14 protein-coding genes and 1 pseudogene are annotated in these 18539 nt (G+C 68.2%); 4 read left to right on the top strand and 11 right to left on the bottom strand.

Translation table 11 applies throughout. The annotated features are described in order from the left end of the window. From JWP28_RS15485 to JWP28_RS15475, 3 genes are all read right to left on the bottom strand, one after another. On the bottom strand, positions 1-401 hold a 401-nt coding region (locus JWP28_RS15485), incomplete at its 3' end, for a glycoside hydrolase family 97 N-terminal domain-containing protein (RefSeq protein WP_299544265.1). Positions 402-451: 50 nt separating this feature from the next. After that, positions 452-1477, bottom strand: a complete 1026-nt coding sequence (gene glk / locus JWP28_RS15480; protein WP_299544263.1) for a glucokinase — start codon at positions 1475-1477, stop codon at positions 452-454. Next, positions 1474-2865, bottom strand: coding sequence for a sugar MFS transporter (locus tag JWP28_RS15475; RefSeq protein WP_299544262.1), 1392 nt, complete (start codon positions 2863-2865; stop codon positions 1474-1476). The genes glk and JWP28_RS15475 overlap by 4 nt, the downstream gene beginning before the upstream one ends. A gap of 558 nt (positions 2866-3423) precedes the next feature. Between JWP28_RS15475 and JWP28_RS15470 the strand changes: the two genes are divergently transcribed. The 4 genes from JWP28_RS15470 to JWP28_RS15455 are packed head-to-tail and all read left to right on the top strand — an operon-like array spanning position 3424 to position 10956. Then, positions 3424-6765 carry a TonB-dependent receptor gene (locus JWP28_RS15470; protein WP_299544259.1) on the top strand — a complete coding sequence of 1114 codons (3342 nt, stop codon included), beginning with the start codon at positions 3424-3426 and terminating at the stop codon, positions 6763-6765. A gap of 57 nt (positions 6766-6822) precedes the next feature. Then, positions 6823-8388, top strand: coding sequence for a tryptophan halogenase family protein (locus JWP28_RS15465; RefSeq protein ID WP_299544256.1), 1566 nt, complete (start codon positions 6823-6825; stop codon positions 8386-8388). Continuing rightward, positions 8385-9908, top strand: coding sequence for a tryptophan 7-halogenase (locus tag JWP28_RS15460; RefSeq protein ID WP_299544255.1), 1524 nt, complete (start codon positions 8385-8387; stop codon positions 9906-9908). The genes JWP28_RS15465 and JWP28_RS15460 overlap by 4 nt, the downstream gene beginning before the upstream one ends. 4 nt (positions 9909-9912) lie before the next feature. Beyond that, complete coding sequence (locus JWP28_RS15455) at positions 9913-10956, top strand: cupin-like domain-containing protein (protein WP_299544253.1); 1044 nt, start codon at positions 9913-9915, stop codon at positions 10954-10956. Here the strand turns inward: JWP28_RS15455 and JWP28_RS15450 are convergent. From JWP28_RS15450 to JWP28_RS15415, 8 genes and pseudogenes are all read right to left on the bottom strand, one after another. After that, complete coding sequence (locus JWP28_RS15450) at positions 10935-12716, bottom strand: glycosyl hydrolase family 28-related protein (RefSeq protein ID WP_299544252.1); 1782 nt, start codon at positions 12714-12716, stop codon at positions 10935-10937. The genes JWP28_RS15455 and JWP28_RS15450 overlap by 22 nt on opposite strands. A 16-nt stretch (positions 12717-12732) precedes the next feature. After that, positions 12733-14361, bottom strand: coding sequence for an MFS transporter (locus JWP28_RS15445; RefSeq protein WP_299544250.1), 1629 nt, complete (start codon positions 14359-14361; stop codon positions 12733-12735). A 99-nt stretch (positions 14362-14460) separates the two neighbouring features. Further along, positions 14461-15486, bottom strand: a complete 1026-nt coding sequence (locus tag JWP28_RS15440; RefSeq protein WP_299544248.1) for a LacI family DNA-binding transcriptional regulator — start codon at positions 15484-15486, stop codon at positions 14461-14463. 317 nt (positions 15487-15803) lie between these two features. Further along, positions 15804-15923, bottom strand: a pseudogene (locus tag JWP28_RS15435) (hypothetical protein); the annotation flags it as partial. A gap of 311 nt (positions 15924-16234) precedes the next feature. Further along, positions 16235-16498, bottom strand: a complete 264-nt coding sequence (locus tag JWP28_RS15430) for a hypothetical protein (RefSeq protein WP_299544246.1) — start codon at positions 16496-16498, stop codon at positions 16235-16237. A gap of 4 nt (positions 16499-16502) precedes the next feature. Continuing rightward, on the bottom strand, positions 16503-17126 hold the full coding sequence (locus tag JWP28_RS15425) for a malonic semialdehyde reductase (protein ID WP_299544244.1): 624 nt from the start codon (positions 17124-17126) through the stop codon (positions 16503-16505). Then, a complete protein-coding gene (locus JWP28_RS15420) occupies positions 17126-17332 on the bottom strand; it encodes a hypothetical protein (RefSeq protein ID WP_299544243.1) in 207 nt (68 codons plus the stop codon). The genes JWP28_RS15425 and JWP28_RS15420 overlap by 1 nt, the downstream gene beginning before the upstream one ends. Positions 17333-17522: 190 nt before the next feature. Next, a complete protein-coding gene (locus tag JWP28_RS15415) occupies positions 17523-18521 on the bottom strand; it encodes an NtaA/DmoA family FMN-dependent monooxygenase (RefSeq protein ID WP_299544241.1) in 999 nt (332 codons plus the stop codon). Positions 18522-18539: the final 18 nt, after the last annotated feature.

Genomic DNA, 18539 nt, shown 5'->3' with positions numbered 1-18539 from the left:
TCGTCGTAGAGGCGGAACACCACGTCGATGCGGCGCTTAAGCCCGCCGGCCTCGGTCAGGCCCACGCGCAGCTCGTTGAAATGGTTGCGGATATAGCGCCACTCGCCCCAGGGCTGCTCCCAGGTCTCGTCGACCGATCGGCGGCCGAGGTCGGACGCGACCAGGCTGCGGTCGAACTTCGGAGCGTCGACGAACAGGAACCCAAGCTTCGAAGGCGCGATCACCGGCTTGCCAAGGCGGGTGATCGCATAGCTCGCACGGCCATCGCCGTCGGTGGCGACCTCGACGCTGAGCACGTTGTCCGGTGAGGAGGCCCGGATCGGCGTCGCCGCCAGGGCGGGCGTCGCCGCCGCCAGCAGGCCGATGAACAGCAGGCGATAGAGCGGGGCGAGGATGCTCATGGCGGGATCTTTCGTTCGCGCTGAGGTCAGTGGCGCAGTCGTGGTTGTTCTCAGGGGACATCGGCGGCCATAGTCGCGCTGCCCGCAACCCGTCCAGATTGCAGGGACTGGGCCGCGCCCAGCAAGGCCGCGAAGGGATGCAGGATGACCTGGGTCGGAATGGCCTTCACGTACTCCACGAAGCGGCCCTTGGCTTCGAACCGGCTGCGGAAGGCGCTCTGGCGGAGCCATCCGAGGATGTTGGCTGCAATGCCGCCGCCGAGGTAGACACCGCCCCGCGCTCCGTAGACCAGGGCTATTTCACCGGCGGCAGCGCCATAGATGCCGCAGAATCGATCGAGGCTCTCGACGCACAGGTCGTCCTCGCCGGCCGTGGCGCGGCTGACGATCTCTTCGGGCGTGAGGGGCGCGGCTTCCCGGCCGGCGATGCGCGCCAGGGCCCAACGCAGGCTGACTAGGCCGGGCCCGGACAGGAGGCGTTCGAGCGATACGCGACCGAACTGGGTGGTGAGCTGGCGCAAGATCTCGATCTCGACCTCATCGCCGGGCGCGAAGGCCATGTGTCCGCCCTCGGTGGTGGCTATGGCCTCCGACGACCCGTCGCGCACCGCCGCCGAGACGCCAAGGCCAGTTCCCGCGCCCAGCACGGCCACGGTCTGATTGGCCGCCGGCGCCGGCGCCGTCGCATCGCCGATCGAGCCCAGATCCTGCGGTTCCAGATGGCGCACGGACAGGGCGAGCGCGGTGTAGTCATTGATCAGCCGCGCCGAAGGAAAGCCCGCCTCGATCAGGGCCGCCTCAGAGATGCGCCAAAGGCCGTTGGTCAGTTCGGCAGCGCCCCCGGTGACCGGTCCCGCCACCGCGATCGCCGCGGCGCGGGGACGCGCGCCTTGGGCGGGCGCGCTTTGCAGATAGTGTTCGATGGCCTCCTCGATGCCCGGATAGTCGGCGCACAGGGAGCTCTGGCAGGCGAAGAGGCGCGGAGTCGGGCCGGTGATGTCCGCGAGGGCAAAGCGCACGTTGGTGCCGCCCACATCCCCAACCAGCCGCAAGCCGGACCGCGACGCGAGACTCACGGGGCGGTCATGGCCGGAGCGGCCTCGGCGGGCTGCCGGGAATGGCTGAACTGGCCGTAAAGCGCGATCAGGCCGTAGCAGACGATCGGAACGCCGAATGCGAGGCTGAGTCCGGTGAAGTCGGCGACGGCGCCGGTGACGAGGGGAACGATCGCCCCGCCGACAATGGCCATGCATAGAAGGCTGGAAGCCTGGGGTGTCTTCGGACCCATGCCCTCGATGGCGAGCGTGAAGATCGTGGGGAACATGATCGAGTTGAAGAGACCCACGGCGATGATGGCGGCCACGGCGGTCCAGCCCGTGCTCGCCGCGGAGGTCGCGACCAGCAGCCCCGCGCCCAAGGCGCAGAGGCTCAGCAGCCTGCCCGCCGGCGCCCGCAGGAGGAGCGCGCCGGAGCCGATCAGCCGGCCGACCATGGCCGCGCCCCAGTAGAAGGACACCATCTTGCCGGCGTCCTGGGCGGTGTGAAGGCAGGGGTAGAACAGCCTAAGCAGGTCGAACGCCACGGGATGGCAGGCGACGCCGGCGGTCTGGCCCAGGATCTTGGGCTGCAGCAGGTAGTTGACCATCAGGCTGCCGATGGCGACTTCCGCGCCGACGTAGAGGAAGATCGCCAGCACGCCGAACGCCAGGCGCGGGCGCCGCAGAAGCTGGAAGCTCGCCAGCCCGGTTTCGTTACGAGCCGCCGTCGGCACGGCGCTGTTGTTGCGGAATAGCCAGAAGATCGCCGCCAGCGCGATCAGCCCGACGGCGATGCCAAGGAAGGGCGCCTGCACGGCGTGGGCCTCACTGACGCGGTAGGCCTCGAGCACGGCGGGGGGCGTGGTCTTCGGATCAGGCGAGGTCACGCCGCTCTTCAGGATGATCGCGGCGCCGATGAACGGGCCGATGAAGGTCCCGAGAGAATTGAACGCCTGGGCCAGGTTCAGCCGAAAGTGCGACTTGTCGGGCGAGCCCAGGATCGCGATCAGCGGATTGGCCGCCACCTGCAGCGTGGTGATGCCTGCCGCCATGATGAACAGCGCCGCCAGAAATCCCCAATAGACGCCCGCCGAGGCGGCCGGCGAGAACAACAGGCATCCAACCGCCATCACCACCAGTCCGGCGACGATGCCGCGCAGGTAGCCGATCCGCGACAGCAGCATCCCGGCCGGCACGGAGATAACGAAGTAGGCGATGAAGAAGGCGAACTGAGTCAGCATCGCCTGGGCGTAGTTGAGCGCGAAGAGGCCCTTGAGCTTGGGGATCAGGGTGTCGATCATCACCGTGGCGAACCCCCAGGCGAAGAACAACATCACCACGAAGGGCACGAGCCAGGCCGCCGCTCCGGACGCGGTCGCGACGACGCCCGGCGCCCGAGCGCCGACAGGGGTTGCGGTCTGGCCCATTAGCTTCCTCGTCCTTGCCCGCAGCTTGTTCTAGACGCGCGGTTCAGCTTCACCATAAATGGTTCCCGACAGCGCTGTCAATTTCGGCGCCTCTGGGCGGTGGGCGAGGGCCAGCGCCACGCGCTCGCGCGCAGCAGATCCGACCTGGGCAGGTCGCCGCGCCTCGGTGAAACAGGTGAGGGTGTCGCAAATGTCACTCTCGCGCCGCCACAGTGAAGCTTTTTTGACGAGGCCTAAAAAAGGCACTGGTCAAGCTTCCTGAGTTGGTTCTACATAACGTGGTATGCCGGGAGAAATCCCGCGGACGGTAAAACTCGGTGCGGTGGCGCCGATTTTATTTTGTTCCAGTTGACAGCGCTGTCGGAAACGCCGGGGCCGTCATCAGGAGGCGGTCGGACGCTTGCGGTGGTCCTCACGGGGACGGCTGCAAGCCGGGCGCGGCCGGACGGAAAAAAGTGGGCAAGGCGCGGAGCCTCAGAAGCACCGCCCTTCGTGGGAGGTAAGTGAATGAGAAGGTCCATCCTCGATGGGAGTCGCAAAGCCGTGCTTAGCGGTGGCGTGTCTCTGATCACCCTGGCCGCCTTGGCGGTCGCTTGCCCGGCATGGGCCGCAGACGCGGCGGCAGACGCCGACGCTCCTGTCGCAACGGCCGCTAGTACAGCGGCCTCCGTCGAGCAGGTCGTGGTGGTCGGCGTTCGAAAGTCCCTCGAATCCGCGCAGAAGATCAAGGAAACCGCCGAGACGGTGGTCGACTCGATCAACGCGACGGACATCGGCGCCTTCCCGGACAAGTCGGTGGCCGAAGCCCTCCAGCGCGTTCCGGGCATCACGGTTTCGCGTCTCCAGTCCAGCGACGACAGCTCGCACTTCTCCGCAGAGCCGGCCGCCGTCCTGATCCGCGGCCTGACCCAGGTCCGCACCGAGTTCAACGGCCGCGACAGCTTCTCGGCCGACGCCAGTCGCGGACTGAACTTCAACGACATCTCGCCCGAACTGATGGCCGGCGTCGACGCCTACAAGAACGAGACCGCGGAGATGATCGAAGGCGGCATCGCCGGCACGGTCAACCTGCGCACCCGCCTGCCGTTCGACACGACGGACCAGTTGTTCTCCGGCTCGCTGAAGGGGGACTACGGCGACCGCGGAAAGAAGACCACCTACGAGTACTCCGGCATCCTCACCAAGACCTGGGACACCGAGCTCGGCCGGATCGGGGTGCTCGCCAACTATGCGGATTCACACGTCCTGACCCGCACCGAGGGCGTGGTCATGCAACGGATCAGCACCTTCTGCTCGGCGGGATTCCAGGACGCCTCCGGCAATCCGATCGTCTCCAACGGCGCCGCGGCGTGCACGGCCTCCCCCTATGGCGGCTCCGGCTGGCAATACATGCCGAGCCAGGTGAACTTTTCCCAGGTCGACTACGACCGCAAGCGGCACGGCACCTCGCTCGCGTTCCAGTGGGAGAACAACCCCGGGACCGTGGAGTTCACCGCCCAATACAACGACTCATTCTACAGGAACGCGTGGCTCGAGAAGAGCTCCAACGTCGTCCTGGGCGGCCTGTTCGGCGCGCCGGCCTACGATCCGCTGACCAACGCCGCCTTTGGTCCGGCGCCGGGCACGCCGTCCTTGGTCTTCGGCCCCAACGGCATGCTGGTCTCCGGCGTCCTGACCCAGCCCACGGGGGATTGGGGCAGCAGCACGCAGGACAACATCAACCGCGGATCGGCCGTCCCCGGCCTGCCGTTCGTCAACTACTGTGGAGCGGGCTCGAACTGCACGACGCAGCGTCAAGGCGTGTACGTCAACGACGAAGGCCGCAACTTCAACCACTCAGAAGGCACCCAGGACCTCTCGGCGAACCTGAAGTGGAAGGTCACCGACAATCTGCGCGCCAGCTTCGATGCGCAGTACATCAAGGCCGAGACCAAGAACTATGACATCCTGGTCGCCGCCGCCACGATGGCCAACGCCCAGTACAGCGTCAACGGCGACGGGACACCGCAGATCACTCTGCTGCCGGGGTCCAACGTCAACTATGCGCCGGGCGGCCTGACCAACCCGCACAACTACTACATCCCGTACATTCAGGATCACTACGAGCGCAACAAGGCCGACGAACTGGCCCTGCGCGCCGACGGCGTTTACGACTTCGCGCAAGGCGGCTGGCTCAACTCACTGAATGTCGGCGTGCGCTACGCCGAGCGCACCCAAACGGTTCACTACTCGACCTACAACTGGTCGCCTGTGGCGGCGCCCTGGAACTGCAATGGTCCGGGCTTCAACGCCGACAACACCACGCCCGCGGCCTATCCCGCAGCCTGCGGCCACGCGGGCAATTTCCAGGGCTATGGCGCCGGGATCTGGTCGTCGTCGGGCCTGGGCTCGTTCTACAACGGAAACGTCTTTCCCAACCCGGGCATGGTTTTCCTGAGCCAGCAGACGCTGGCCGACCAGCAGGGCCTGATCAAGGCGTTGAGCCAGGCCACCACCAACTCGCCGCTAGGCTGGACGCCGCTTTGCCAGCGCACGACCAACACCGTCGACTGCTTCACCGCTCCCGAGATCCTGGATGTGACGGAGAAGACGACGGCGGCCTACGCCATGCTGCGGTTCGGCGGCCAAGACGTCAGCATCTTCAACGGGATCACCGTCCAGGGCAATGTGGGCGTGCGCTTCGTCCGCACCGATCTGAACAGCTCCGGCGGCGTCGCCTACCCGACTTCCAACTGGTACCAGCAGATCGTCGCGCACCCGTGCACCAGCGCGCCGTTGCCCACCAATGTCGTCGTCAATCCCGCGTGCTATGCGACGCCGGCGTTGCTGGCCTTCAGCAACGCCGGCTCGTCCCTCAACAAATTCGGTGGGACGCAGGACAACTGGCTGCCGAGCTTCAACGTACGGTTCGGCCTGACGGACAAACAGTTCGTGCGCTTCGCGGCGTCCCGCGCCCTGTCGCGCCCGGATTTCGGCCTGTTGCGGAACTACGCCAACATCCAGAGCCCGGTGATCGACGTCACGCCGAACTCGACCTACGTGGTCTACAACTCGCCGACCGCCGCGCACGTTGCGGCCAACGTGACGGGGTACAACTTCGTCTTCAATGCGGACTCCGGATATGGCGCCCTTCATCCCATCACGGCGGATCAGTTCGACATCGCCTATGAGAACTACTTCAACAAAAGCAGCTCCTTCACTGTCGACTTCTTCTACAAGAAGCTGAACGGCAGCATCGCCTACGGCGAGTTCACCCGCTCGTTCACGAACAATGGCGTGACGGAGAACGTCACCATCCGCGGGCCGCGGAACGCCTCGGGCGGCGGCAACCTCTCGGGCGTCGAAGTCGCCTACCAGACCTTCTTCGACTTCCTGCCGGGCCTGTGGAGCGGCCTTGGGTTGCAGGTCAACTACACCCACACGATCGAGCACGGGATCAACAACTCCAACCTGGCCACCGAACCGGGCTACGCCGCTGGCGGCACGATCGGGTTCGGGGGCGGTCTGCAGGTCAACGGCACGGTCATCGACTCCCACCGGCTGGCGGGCATCTCGGACGACGCCTACAACGTGATCGGCCTCTACGAGAAAGGCCCGGTCGCCATGCGGCTGGCCTACAACTGGCGCTCCGACTTCCTCTCCAACAACCTCGACTGCTGCATCGGCCTGCCGATGTGGCAGAAGGGCGCCGGCTTCCTCGACGGCTCGGTTCGTTTCCGGGTGAACCCGCAAATCGAACTGTCTCTGGAAGGCTCCAACCTTCTGAATACGACGACTGTCTTCCAGCAACAGGTGTTCGGCGACTCGAAGGCGACGCCAGGCGCCGCGCCGGTGAAGATCGACTCCTCATGGATCCGCAGCGATCGGCGGTTCCAGTTCGGCGTCCGCTTCAAGTACTAGGCCCGAATTGGACGGCGTTGTTGCGGCAACGTCGTCCAAGGGGCAGGTTGAGCGATAATGGAAAGCAGCCCAGTGGAGCGCACAGCCCTTCGGGTCGTGATCGTCGGGGGCGGTACGGCGGGCTGGATGTGCGCTGCCGGCCTGTCACGGCTGATCGACCCCTCGGCCTACTCGCTCACCCTGATCGAATCCGACGAGATCGGCGCGGTCGGCGTGGGCGAGGCCACGCTGCCGCACATCAAGATCTTCAACGACATGCTCGGCATCAGGGAAGCCGAGTTCCTGAGCCAGACCAAGGGCACCTTCAAGCTCGGCATCGAGTTCCGCGGCTGGGGAGCCCCGGGCGACAGCTACATCCATCCCTTCGGGACCTTCGGCGAGCCGTGGGGCGGGGTTCATTTCCAGCATCACTGGCTAAGGGCGCGCCGCGCGGGCGTCCCGGTGGCGCCGCTCGAGGCCTATTCCTACGCCGTGGCGGCCTGCAGGGCCGGCGCCTTCGAGTTCCCTAGCGAGGATCGCAAGTCGATCCGCTCGACCTACGCCTACGCCTACCACTTCGACGCCAGCCTCTATGCGAACTTCCTGCGCCGCTGGACGACGGCGCGCGGCGTGCAGCGGATCGAGGGCCAGGTGGTCGAGGTCGCCCGCGACGGTGAGTCCGGCCTGATCGAGGCGGTCACCCTCAAGAGCGGCGCGCGCGTCGAGGGCGACCTGTTCATCGATTGCAGCGGCTTCCGGGCCCTGCTGATCGGCGACGCCATGAAGGTGGGCTGGCAGGATTGGACCCCGTGGCTGCCGTGCGACAGGGCGCTGGCCGTGCCCTGCGAGCGGACGGTGGACTTCACGCCCTATACGCGCTCCACCGCGCAGGAAGCGGGCTGGACGTGGCGGATCCCGCTGCAGCACCGCACCGGCAACGGCTATGTCTTCTCCAGCCGGTTCACCGACGAGGAGCGGGCGCGCGAGGTCGTGCTGCAGGCGCTGGATGCGCCGGCCCTGGCGGAACCCAAGCTGCTGCGTTTCAGCCCGGGCCGGCGCGAGCTGGCCTGGAGCGGCAACTGCGTCGCCGTGGGGCTCGCCAGCGGCTTCCTGGAGCCCCTGGAATCCACCAGCATCTTCCTGATCCAAGGGGCGGTGACGGACCTTGCGAACCTGATGCCCGCACCGGGCGCGGGGCGGATGGATCCCAGGCTGGCCAATGAATTCAACCGGCTGTTTGCGATCCAGTATGACCGGGTGCGCGACTTCCTGGTCCTGCACTACCGGGCGAACGCGCGCCGCGGCCAACCGCTGTGGGACTATGTGCGCACCATGCCCATCCCTGACAGCCTGGTGGAAAAGATGGCCCTGTTCGAGGCGCGGGCCTGGACGCCAGACTACAAGTACGGGCTGTTCGCCCGGGACAGCTGGCTCTCCGTCCTCATGGGGCAGGGCGTGACGCCGCGAGGATACGACCGGCTGGCCGAGGGGCTCAGCCTGGCCGAGGCCGAGGCGAACCTTGAGCGGCTGAAGAGCCGCATCGACGCCAGCGTCGCGGCCATGTCCTCGCACGCGAGCTTCATCGCCAACTATTGCGAGCCGGCCGGCGGGGCCGGCCAACAGCCGCTGGCCACGGTCCGGTGAGCGCGCCGCTGACCGAGGTCGTCGTCCTCGGGCGCGACACCCCGCTGTGGCTGGCGGCCAGCGTGATCCAGGCCGCGCTTCGCCCCGCGGGCGTGCGGGTCACCGCCGTCGAGCTGCCCAGCCGCCTGCACCCGGCCGACGTCTACGCCAGCCTGCCGCCGCTGGAGGCGTTCCACAACCTGCTCCAGCTGGACGAGGCGCAACTGCTTCGGCTGACGCGCGGCAGCTTCAGCCTCGGGCAGAACTTCAAGGCCGCCGCCGGGGCCGCGCCCAGCTTCTTCCACGCCTATGGCTCCTATGGCGCCGCGATCGACCACAAGGACTTCTTCGCCTACTGGCTGAAGGCCCACCGCCTGGGCCTGCCCGTCGCGCTGGAGGATTTCTCCCTCACCGCGGCTGCCGCCAAGCAGGGCCGAATGCTGCTGCCGGACGAGGCCACGGAGAAGTTCGGGCGCACGGACTACGGCTACCATCTGCCGGCCCTGTCCTACGCCAGTGTCCTCAAGACCCTGGCCATCCGACACGGTGTGACCGCACATCAGGCCGAGGAGGCTGACGCGGTCCTCGATCCGGACAGCGGCGACATCCTCGCCCTCGATCTGGATGGCGGCCGGCGCATCGAGGGGCAGTTCTTCATCGACGCCTCGGGTGCGGAAGGCCGCCTGATTGCGGGCGTCCTGGGGGTGGAGCGCGAGGATTGGCGCCGTCACTTTGTCGCCGACCGCACCCTGGTGGCGCGCGTCGCGCCCTTCGCCGCCGCGCCGGTCTACGGAGAGATGCGCGCCTGGACGGGCGGCTGGGTGGGCCTGTTCCCGACCCAGGCGCAGACCTACGTCCTCCAGGCCTATTCCAGCGCCTATTGCGATGATCCGACCGCGCTCGCCGGCGCGGCGAAGGCCGCGCAGCTCAAGCTGGACGCCGTGGCCGTGCGTCGGTCCGATCCCGGCCGCCGGCTGGTGGCCTGGGAGCGGAACTGCGTCGCGGTGGGCGAGGCCGCCTGCGCCTTCGACGCCGTGCATGCGGTGGAGCTGCACGCGGTGCAGCTCGGCCTGGTGCATCTACTGGAACTCTTCCCGCTGGGCGGAGAGTTCGCCGCCGAGCGCACCGAATACAACCGCATCACTCGATCGGCGTTCGAGCGGATCCGCGACTTCCAGTCCGCCTTCTACGTCCTCAACCGGTACGGAAACTCCGATTTCTGGAGCGCCGCGCGCCGCGCGTCGGCCTCGCCGGAGCTCACGCACAAGATCGAAACCTTCCGGGCGCGGGGTGAGGCGACGCTGCTCGAGGACGAAACCTTCCTCCTCGACAGCTGGCGCGCGCTGTTTGTCGGCCAGGGGCTGATCCCCGAGAGCCACATCCCGATCATTGACCAGACCTCGCCGGACGAGGTGAAGCGCGAGTTCCGGCGGATCCTGGGCTTCATCAAGCAGCAGGTCCTGAAGCAGCCGCCGCACCAGGACTATCTCGACCGGTTCTGCGGGCGGGAAAACGCCTCTGAGTTGGCGAGCGGCAGCTAGGCCGATGGACGAGGCTCCTTCGCCCGATGACGCCGGTGACCTCGATCGGTTGCCGCGGACGCCCGTCGCGCCGCCGCCCTCGCGGGACGGGTTCGAGGCGATGGTGCGGGCAGGCCAGCCGCTCATCCTGAAGGGCGTGTTCGAGAGCTGGCCCGCGCTGGCCGCCGGACGCCGCTCGCCGGAGGCGCTGAACGCCTACCTGAAGGCCATGGACCGCGGCGCCCTGGCTCCGGTCATGGAGGCGCCGCCGAGCAGCCGCGGCCGCTTCGCCTACGGCCCCGACATGCACGAGTTCAGCTTCTCCAAGCGACAGTGCGGGATCAGCGAGACCCTCGATCGCATCGGCGCCCTGACCGGGCGTGAGGGCGCGCCCTATGTGGCGATCCAGATGCTGCCGCTGGCCAGCCACCTGGCGGACTTCGTGCGCCAGAACCCGCTGGCCCTGCTGCCGCCCGAGATCATGCCGCGGCTCTGGGTGGGCGGACCCATCCGGACCCAGACCCACCACGATCCGGACCACAACCTGGCCTGCGTGATCGCGGGCCGCCGACGGTTTCTACTGTTTCCGCCGGAGCAGGTGGGCAATCTCTACGTCGGGCCCATCGAGACGCCGCCGCCCTTGTCGCTGGTCGACCCCGAGGCGCCAGACCTGGCGCGCTTTCCGAAATTCCGCGAGGCGATCGCCGCGGCCCAGGTCGCCTACCTGGAACCCGGCGACGCGCTTTTCATGCCCAGGTACTGGTGGCACCACGTCACCTCGCTGGATCCCTACAACGCCATGGTCAACTATTGGTGGGGCGAGGCGCCGCCAGGCCTGGAGCGGGCCAGCGACTGCTTCCAGACGGCGCTGCTGGCGCTCAGGGACCTTCCGCCTGGAGAGCGTGCCTACTGGAAGGCGATGTTCGACACTCATGTCTTCCGCACCGGCGGCGATCCGGTCGCGCACATCCCGGCGGACCTGCAAGGCGCTCTGGGCGCCATGAGCCCGGCGTTCCGTCGCGCGCTGAAGCAGCAGCTGCTGGCCGCCTACCTGCGCTCGGCGCACTGACCGCCCGGCGCCGGGCGATAGGTCGTATCCCAGCCCTCGTTCCCTCGCGCGCGGACAAGCTCGAACCTCGAGCTGCAGTCATAGACGCCGCCGATCCCCAGGCCCCGCGCCTTGACCTGGGCGAAGGTTGCGCCGCCGCTCGACTGCAGTTGGACGGCATAGGTTCCCGCCCCGTCGATCCTGACGCGAGTGAAGCTCACGCCGCGGATCGACTTGCCGATGAACTGGATGGCCTCATAGGAGCTGTCGATGAGATCGGTGTCCTCGACCCGGATCCGGGCGCCATCGATCGGTCCGTCCAGGGCGTAGAGCCACAGGGCGCCGACGCCGGTCCGCCAGTTCGGGTCCATCACCCCAGCCCGAACGGCGGTGTTTCTAGCCAGGAGAATCTTGCCGCCGAACGGCGTCGCCTTGAAGCGGCTGCCCAGGTGCAGGCCGCCGCCCTCGGTAAGCGTGTCGGCGACCAGATTGCCTTCGACAACCGTGTCGCGCCCGCCATAGATCGCGATGCCGTTGGCCAGCACGGGGGCGATGATCGTGTTTCGCCGAAAGGTGATGCCGCGGTTGCCCTGGCCCTGCGACCAGGAGGCGAGGCCGTCGTCGCCGGCGTTGCGCACGAAGGTGTCCTCCACCGTCGCGTTGGAGACGTCGCGGTGGAAGTTGAGACCGTCGGCGGTCAGATCGAGGAGGCGCAGGCCGCGCACCCGGATCCCGGACATCGGGCCGTCGAACCAGAGGCCGCCCTTGGTGTGCTGGATCCAGAGGTTGGAGATCGTCGACTGGCTCATGGCCCCGCCGACGCCGGCCAGCTTGGCCTCGTCCACCCGCTCGTCGACCTCGCCGACGATCGCGAAGTCGCGCAGCACGACGCGCCGGCTGCCGTGCGGTGCGGCGTGGCCGAACACCCCGACGCCTCGCCCCTTCAGGATCGAATGCCACGGCCCCGCCCCGACCAGGGTCACCTGGTCGACCAGGATATGGCCGTCCACCCGGTAGGCGCCGGGGGCGATCCAGACGGGACGCCCGGTTCGCCGGCCGAGCGCGATGGCGGCGGCGAAGGGTCCCGAGGACTCCTGGTTTCCGGTGGGGTCCGCCCCGAAGCTCAGGATCGAGATCGCGTTGGCCGGCGGGCGAGCCGGCGGCCCGACAAGCTCGAAGTCGGCGAGATCAAGGACCCGCCATGCCGCGCCGTCGGCCTTCTCGACCACAAACCGCACCCGCGTCCCCGCCGGCAGGACCCTTGCGAGGCGAAGTCGGGCCTCGTCGTAGAAGTGATGCGGCCGTCCGTCCTTCGGTTGGTTGGTGAAGGGGTAGCGGCCGTAGAACCATCCATAGCGTGAGGTTAGGGCCAGGGCGCCGAGCCGCACCCCGTCGGCGTAGAGGGCGATCTCGCCTTCGAGGCCGCGTCCCTCCGGCGAGTCCGGCAGGGCGTAGCGCAGGCTGACCGCATCGGCGGGCCGATCCAGGACGAATTCGACGTAGCCGCCGACGCCCTCCAGGCGCACCGCGCGCCGTCCCGAAGCCTCGGCGGCCAGCGTCGTGAACGTGCGGTCCGGGCCGATGATCTCGCCGTTGGTGAGGCCGTTCTCAGCCTCGTACTCGACGAAGGGCGCCCGGGCTCCACGGCCCAAGGTCGCCTGCGGCGCAAGCGCGGCCACGGTGGCCGGCGTCGGTGACGGCGGCGGTGCAGCCGCGAAGGATCCGCACGGGGCGGCCGCGAGCCACGCTCCGAGCAGGATCGCCTTGAAGAGCCCCGGCAAGATGCGCTCTACGGGCCTAGCCGCCGCCGCGGGCGGCCGCCAGGAGGGGAGAGGGATCCGCCTCCAGGTCGCGCAGGTCGCGTCCGCGGGTCTCCGCTCCGAACCAGGCGATCAGGGCCATGGCCAGCAGCGTCGGGATCATGATCAGGCCGGCCGCCGCCCCCACCGCCGGCGCCGCGGCCATGATCGCCAGCAGTTGGGCGAGCAGCCCGCCGAACTTCGAGCACGCCGCCACCCAGCCGGTGCCGCGGCCGCGCACGCGCAGGGGGTAACTCTCCGCCGCATAGGGAAGCAGGATGGCCAGCACGCCGTTGGAGCCGACGATCAACAGGGCTACCGGCAGGATCGGGCTGAGGGTCGAACCCTGGGCGGTCTCGATGTGCAGCACGAGGCCGAGGCCCAAGGCCATGATCCCGATCATCAGCACCAAGGACCATTTGGTGCTCCAGCGGCTATAGAGGAAGGCGCACAGAAAAACCGTGGGCGCGGCGATCAGGGCCGAGAGGGCCAGCAGCCGGCTCAAGGCGCCCATCGAGTAGCCCTTGGCGGTGAGGTCGGCCGGCAACCAGAGCAGCAGACCGAAGTTCACCAGTCCCCAGGTCAGCGCGACGATCGAGAGCGCCAGGGTCTTGCTCAGGTATTTTCGCGATACCGGCGGAGTCGCGGCCCGGCCGTGCGTGAGTCCGGCTTCGGCGTCCGCCGCGCCGTCGTCAGGCCCGTCGATTATGCGCGAGCCGAAACGGCGCAGCACGGCGTGGGCCTCGTCGATGCGGCCGAGACTGAGCAGGAACCTGGCTGACTCGGGAATGGCGCCGTTGAGCAGGATCAGGATCAGCCCCGTGGGCATGCCCAGAAACCACATGATCCGCCAACCGAACGTGGGCTGCAGCGCCGCCGAGAGGCTGCTCGCCGCCAGATAGCCGCCCACCGCGCCGAGGCCGCCGATCAGCACCATGCTCCAGCCGCGATGCCTGGAAGGCATGCTTTCCGCCAGCAGGGCGTAGGCCACCGGAAGCATTCCCCCTGCGGCGGCGCCCATCAGAAAGCACATGCCGATATTCCACCACAGGCTTGGCATGGCGCCGCAAATCGACGTGCCGACGAACATCACCGCCGAGAGCAGGATCGACGCCCGGCGCCCGAAGATGTCCGCCAACAGCCCCCAGACGATCGAGCCGGCCACGGTGCCCGCCAAGGCGGCGAACGGCAGAAGCGCGACGGTGGACTTCGCGACCCCGTATTCCCGGATCATCCCGGGCACCACGAACCCCAGGCTGGCCGGCTTCATCACGTCGATGACCAGCGCCACGACGAGCAGCGCCATCAGTCGCCAGTGCGCCGAGGTCAGCGGCGCGTCCTCAGGGGCCGAAACGTGCACGCGGGCGGCCTGGGCTTCGGCCTGGAGATTGCGCCGCGGCAGGAGCCCGAACCCTGCAACGGCGACGCCCGCGACGATCAGGCCCATGCCGCCGATCATCCCCGGGTCCATCGGCATGCCGGCCAGCCGGAAGCCCATGTCGCGGGCCATCCAGACCATCGGCAGATGCGCCAGCACGCCTGCTGTGACCGCCGCGCAGCCGGTCCAGAAAGCCCATGCGCCGCGCCGGTCGCTGAGTACGCTGGTAGGTCGCTCAGGAAAGGTCACGCGGCCTGCTCCCCGGAAGTCCAGGCCGACAGCGCTGTCAGCCTGGAACGGAGGATAGGTCGGGCGAACCGCGATCACAACCACCGCGACGGACGGGTCTCAGGCGGCTCCAGGCGGTCCCGAGGACTGGCGAAGCACCAGCTTGAAGTCGAGCAGACGCCCCCGCGATCCCCGGGCGGGCGAGATGCGTCCGATGAGCATCTCCGCGGCTACGGCGGCCATTTCGGCGGCGGGCTGACGAACGGTGGTGAGTTGGGGCCACACCACCTGGGCGCTGGGCGAATCGTCGAAGCCGACCAGCGAGAGATCGCCCGGAATTTCGATGTGCAGCCGATTGGCCACCGCCATGACGCCCAGCGCCATGTCGTCGTTGCCGGCGAAGATGGCCGTGGGCCGGTCAGGCGACGAGAGCAGGCGCTCGCCGGCTTCCGAGCCGGACCGGAACGAGAACTGGCCTGGCTGAACCCGCTCGGGACGCACCGGCAGGCCCGCGCTCGCCATGGCGTCCAGGAATCCCTCGCAGCGACGGGCCGCTGCGAAGTGATCCGGCGGACCCTGGATGAAGGCGATGTCTCGGTGGCCAAGCGCCTGCAAGTAGAGCGTCATCTCCTGGGCGGCCTTGCGGTCGTCGATGTAGACATACGGACTGCGCTCGAGATCCCGCGACGGTGCGATGCGCACGTAGCGGGCCTTGGCTGCGTCGAGCGCTTCGAGGACCTCCGGCAGGTCGCAGAGCGGTGGCGTAAGGATCACGCCTTCAGGGCGGATGCGCGCTTGAAAGGCGGCGATCCTTTCCCGTAGCGGCGTCCCGGCCTCCTGGATTTCTTCGACGATGAGGTGGTGGCCCGCCCGACGGCATGCGGTCATGGCGCCTTGCTCAACCTGGCCGACGTACCCCGGGCTCGGGTTGTCGTAGTAGAGGCCGATCAGGTAGGAGCGCGAACCCGCCAGGGCGCGGGCCGAAACGTTCGGCGTGTAGTCCAACTGCTTGGCGGCTTCCCGGACGCGCTCGCGCGTCGCCTCGCGCACGTGCGGCTCCTCATTGAGCACCCGCGAGACGGTCTTGATCGACACGCCTGCCAGTTCCGCAACGTCGTCGATGGTGACCGATGACAAGGCGTCCATCCCCTTGGGGCTCTATTCCAGACGTGAAAGCGTGGCCGGACCATCAGGACCAGGCAACCGAAAACCTCAGCTCCATCTCTACCGTGGTGGGGAACGGACTCCAAATTCACTCGACTGGCCGCCTACCGGGGAGCCGGACACAATTGAGTGTAGGAATTGTCCCGGCATTCCGGGGTCTTGGCGACAAGCTGCGCGGAGAGCAAAACTCGACTGACTGGATGGCCGTGCGCGCAGTCAGACCGACACCTGTCTCCGCTGCCCGGAGTCATTATGAACGCTTTGGCTCGTGCTCCGCGACGCCTGGCTCAAAGGCGCCGCAAGGCGTCGACGAAGACGTCGATCACCCGCGCCGGGTTGTCCTCGCCTACGTAGTCCTCAAGCCAGCTCGGCAGCAGCGCTGGCTGCCTGCGATCCTCACCCTCGACGAAGCGGCTCATCCCCGCGCCTCCGACACCGTGGTGTCAGGAGTCTGAGCTGCTCTGCTACGATGTGGACCGCGCAGAGGTGGACGAGTTTGTGAGCCGCTTCGCGGACGGTATCGCCGCGCTGCCGGACTACTCAGCAACAACGGGTTCGCCATACGTCAGCAAAATCGGCTTCGAGGTGAACCACGACAGCGTCGCTCCCCGACACTGATCTCCGCGGGTCGGAACTCCTTTTTACACAGCCTCGACTCTCTGTTGACCTCCAAAAGGTCCGCTCTCAGGCTGTCGCAACTCAGCCTCAGATATCCGGGTTACGGGGCCGCTTAGAGTTCGTCGGGCAACGACCACAGAACCTCATCAAGCGGCCGTCCGAGAGTGAGGTTGAAGGTCGCCTGCGTCAGACGTCGGGACAGCGACAGCGCCCGCCGACGCGCCAGTTCGACACCCGCGACCAAGGGTTCGAGCGGCCGGTCGCCGGCTCTGCGCGCCGTGTCGTGGCGCGTCAAGGCGTCTGCGAGCAGGCGCTCGGCGTGCTCGTGTTCGGCTTTCGCGCGCCCGTAGTCGGCGAGCCTTCGGCGCCAGTCCATGGGGCTAGGCCAGGCGCGTACGCTCGGCCGTTTCGGCGCCAGCGCTGCGGCGGCGCGATGGGCGATGCGCCTCCGCCGGATAACCCAGACTGCACAAGAACGTCGCCTTGACGCGTGGCGCGCGGAAGAACTCGAACGATACGCCGGCGGCGTCGAAGTCCGGGATCGCGGCCGCCTCTAGGCCCAGCGCGCGGGCGGCGACGATCAGATAGGCGCCTTGCAGAGCGCCGTTGCGGACCGCCGTCTGGCGCACGACCTCCGGCCGGTCGAAACAGGACGGCGCGCCCGCGACATGCGGCAGGAACTCGACCAGCTGCTCGGCGAAGTCGACGTCGTAGCCGACGAGCGCGCAGGCCGGGGCGGCCAGGGCTTCGTCGCGCGTGGCGGGGGCGAGGTGCGGCGCCAGCCGGGTCTTGGCCTGTGGGCTATTGAGGAACAGCACCTGGGTCGGCGAGGCGTCGATCATGCTGGGGCCGACGCTCATCAGCGCATGCAGCTGCTCCAGCGTGTCGCGCGAGATCGGTGTCGGCGCCCAGGCCGGATGGCGCGGCGCCGCGTGCAGGACCTGGCCGAGCGTGCGCGTGGCGGTGTGCGGGCCCAGCGGTTTCAGACTGGCGAGCGCGCCCATCAGCCGAACGCCGCCTGGGCGACATCGAGGCTCGCCTCGCCGTGCGTGGCTGGCGCCCTGGCCAGCCTGTTGGCGGGGCGCTCCAGGCCAAGATTCTCGCGCAGCGTCGGCCCCGCGTACTCCGTGCGGAACAGACCGCGCTTCTGCAGGATCGGCACGACCTGGTCGACAAAGTCGGTGAGTGCGGTGGGCAGCACCGGCGGCATGATGTTGAAGCCGTCGGCCGCGCCGCGCTCGAACCAATCCTGGATGGCGTCGGCGATCTGCTCGGGCGTTCCGACGACCGTGCGATGGCCGCGCGCAGTGGCGATGGCGCGGTAGAGTTCGCGCAGGCTCGGTTGCTCGCGCTCAACCAGGTCGGAGACCAGCTTCAGCCGGCTCTTCGAACCGTTGGTGTCATTGGGGAGCGGCGGCGCCTTGTCGTCCAGCGACAGGCCGGAAAGGTCGACGCCGTCGTAGTGGCGCTTGAGGATGCTCCAGGCAACCGACGGGGTGGACCAATGCCTGCAGCGCTTCGTAGTTGGCCCGCGCCTCGGCCTCGGTGCCGCCCAGCACCGGGAAGATGCCCGGCATGACCAGCAGTTGCTCCGGCCGGCGGCCGAACTTCGGCAGGCGCGACTTCAGGTCGGCGTAGAATTCCTGGGCGTCCTCAAGGGTGAGGTTGGCGGTGAAGATCACCTCTGCGGTGCGCGCGGCCAGCTCGCGCCCGGCGTCGGAGGCGCCGGCCTGGACGATCACCGGATAGCCCTGCGGCGGGCGGCCGATGTTGAGCGGCCCGCGCACCTGGAAGTGGTCGCCCTTGTGGTTCAGCAGGTGCAGCTTTTCCGGGTCGAGGAACACCCCGCGCTCGCGGTCGCGGACGAAGGCGTCGTCCTCGTAGGAGTCCCAAAGGCCCTTCACGACGTCGATGTATTCCTCGGCGCGCTCGTAGCGGCGTGAGTGCTCCAGGTGCGCCGGCACGCTGAAGTTGGGCGAGACGTCGGCGCCGGTGGTGACCACGTTCCAGGCCGCCCGGCCGCCGGAGATCCAGTCCAGCGAGGCGAACTTGCGGGCGGTCGTGTAGGGGTCCTCGTAGGTGGTGGTCGAGGTGGCGACGAAGCCGATGTTCCGGGTCACCTGCGACAGCGCCGACCACAGCGTCACCGGCTCGAAGTGGGCGGTCTTGCCGTCGCGGCTGAAGACCTCGATGTCGTGGGGGTTGCCGTAGCCGCCGGGGCTGTCGGCGACGAAGACCAGGTCGAACTTGCCGCGCTCGGCCTCCTGCGCCAGGGCCTTGTAGTGGGCGAGGTTGAGGCCGGCGTCGGCTTGCGCATCCGGATGCAGCCAGGCCGCGACGTGGTGGCCGGTGGCCTGCAGGAAGGCGCCGAGGCGGATCTGGCGGGGCTGGGCGGACATGGTGTCGTCTCCGGGGCG

The organism is Phenylobacterium sp. (genome assembly GCF_028290885.1).
In the GTDB taxonomy this organism is placed as follows: domain Bacteria; phylum Pseudomonadota; class Alphaproteobacteria; order Caulobacterales; family Caulobacteraceae; genus Phenylobacterium.
The sequence above is the reverse complement of the archived record's forward strand: the minus strand, read 5'-3'. Positions and strand labels throughout refer to the sequence as shown.

Coding starts and splice junctions, on each gene's coding strand:
- JWP28_RS15425 (WP_299544244.1), bottom strand. CDS start 17,126: ATGGGCGCGCTCGCCAGTCTGAAACCGCTGGGCCCGCACACCGCCACG.
- JWP28_RS15465 (WP_299544256.1), top strand. CDS start 6,823: ATGGAAAGCAGCCCAGTGGAGCGCACAGCCCTTCGGGTCGTGATCGTC.
- JWP28_RS15455 (WP_299544253.1), top strand. CDS start 9,913: ATGGACGAGGCTCCTTCGCCCGATGACGCCGGTGACCTCGATCGGTTG.
- JWP28_RS15430 (WP_299544246.1), bottom strand. CDS start 16,498: ATGGACTGGCGCCGAAGGCTCGCCGACTACGGGCGCGCGAAAGCCGAA.
- JWP28_RS15475 (WP_299544262.1), bottom strand. CDS start 2,865: ATGGGCCAGACCGCAACCCCTGTCGGCGCTCGGGCGCCGGGCGTCGTC.
- JWP28_RS15420 (WP_299544243.1), bottom strand. CDS start 17,332: ATGCCGCCGGTGCTGCCCACCGCACTCACCGACTTTGTCGACCAGGTC.
- JWP28_RS15415 (WP_299544241.1), bottom strand. CDS start 18,521: ATGTCCGCCCAGCCCCGCCAGATCCGCCTCGGCGCCTTCCTGCAGGCC.
- JWP28_RS15440 (WP_299544248.1), bottom strand. CDS start 15,486: ATGGACGCCTTGTCATCGGTCACCATCGACGACGTTGCGGAACTGGCA.